This window comes from Streptomyces cavernae, assembly GCF_004023625.1.
Classification (GTDB): domain Bacteria; phylum Actinomycetota; class Actinomycetes; order Streptomycetales; family Streptomycetaceae; genus Streptomyces; species Streptomyces cavernae.
The window spans coordinates 1-1,022 of record NZ_RPDJ01000128.1 but is presented as its reverse complement, the minus strand read 5'-3'; the positions used below and the strand labels follow the sequence as shown (position 1 = coordinate 1,022).

The window sequence follows — 1,022 nt, the reverse complement described above, 5'->3', positions numbered from 1 at the left end:
CTGGCCGGCCTTCTCCAGCGCGGTGCAGCAGGTGTCGACGAGCAGCCGGGTCACCACGTACGGGTCGACGTTGGCGTTGGGACGGCGGTCCTCGATGTAGCCCTTGCCGTCCTTCTCGACCTGCCACGGGATACGGACCGAGGCGCCGCGGTTGGAGACGCCGTAGCTGTACTGGTCCCACGGGGCGGTCTCGTGCAGACCGGTCAGACGGTCGTCGATGCCGGCACCGTAGTTCTTGACGTGGTCGAGCGGCTTGGAGCCCTCACCGAGCGACTCGCAGGCGGTGATGATCGCGTCGTAACCCTCGCGCATCGCCTTGGTGGAGAAGTTGGTGTGCGCACCGGCGCCGTTCCAGTCGCCCTTGACCGGCTTGGGGTCCAGGGTCGCGGAGACACCGAAGTCCTCGGCGGTGCGGTACAGCAGCCAGCGGGCCACCCACAGCTGGTCGGAGACCTGAAGCGGGGCGAGCGGGCCGACCTGGAACTCCCACTGACCGGGCATGACCTCGGCGTTGATGCCGGAGATCCCCAGGCCCGCCTTGAGGCAGTTCTCCAGGTGCGCCTCGACGACATCACGGCCGAAGATCTCGTCGGCGCCGACGCCGCAGTAGTAGCCGCCCTGCGGGGCCGGGAAGCCGCCCTGGGGGAAGCCCAGCGGGCGCGCGCCGTCGAAGAAGGTGTACTCCTGCTCGATGCCGAAGATCGGCTCCTGCGCGGCGAACTTCTCCGCCACCTCGACCAGCGCGGCACGGGTGTTGGACGGGTGCGGGGTGAAGTCGATGTTCAGGACCTCGCACAGCACCAGGACGTCGTCGCCGCCGCGGATCGGGTCCGGGCAGGAGAAGACCGGCTTGAGCACGCAGTCCGAGGCGTGGCCCTCGGCCTGGTTGGTGGAGGACCCGTCGAAGCCCCAGATCGGGAGCTCGGCACCCTTCGCGTCGTCGGCCAGGATCTTCGTCTTCGAACGGAGCTTGGCCGTCGGCTCGGTGCCGTCGATCCAGATGTACTCAGCCTTGAAGGTCA

1 protein-coding gene is annotated in these 1,022 nt (G+C 68.5%); it reads right to left on the bottom strand.

Annotation, left to right across the window (positions count from 1 at the left end):
* Positions 1 to 1,022 (bottom strand): glutamine synthetase (gene glnII, locus EF387_RS46470; protein ID WP_128382588.1); only part of this gene is annotated, 1,022 nt, incomplete at both ends.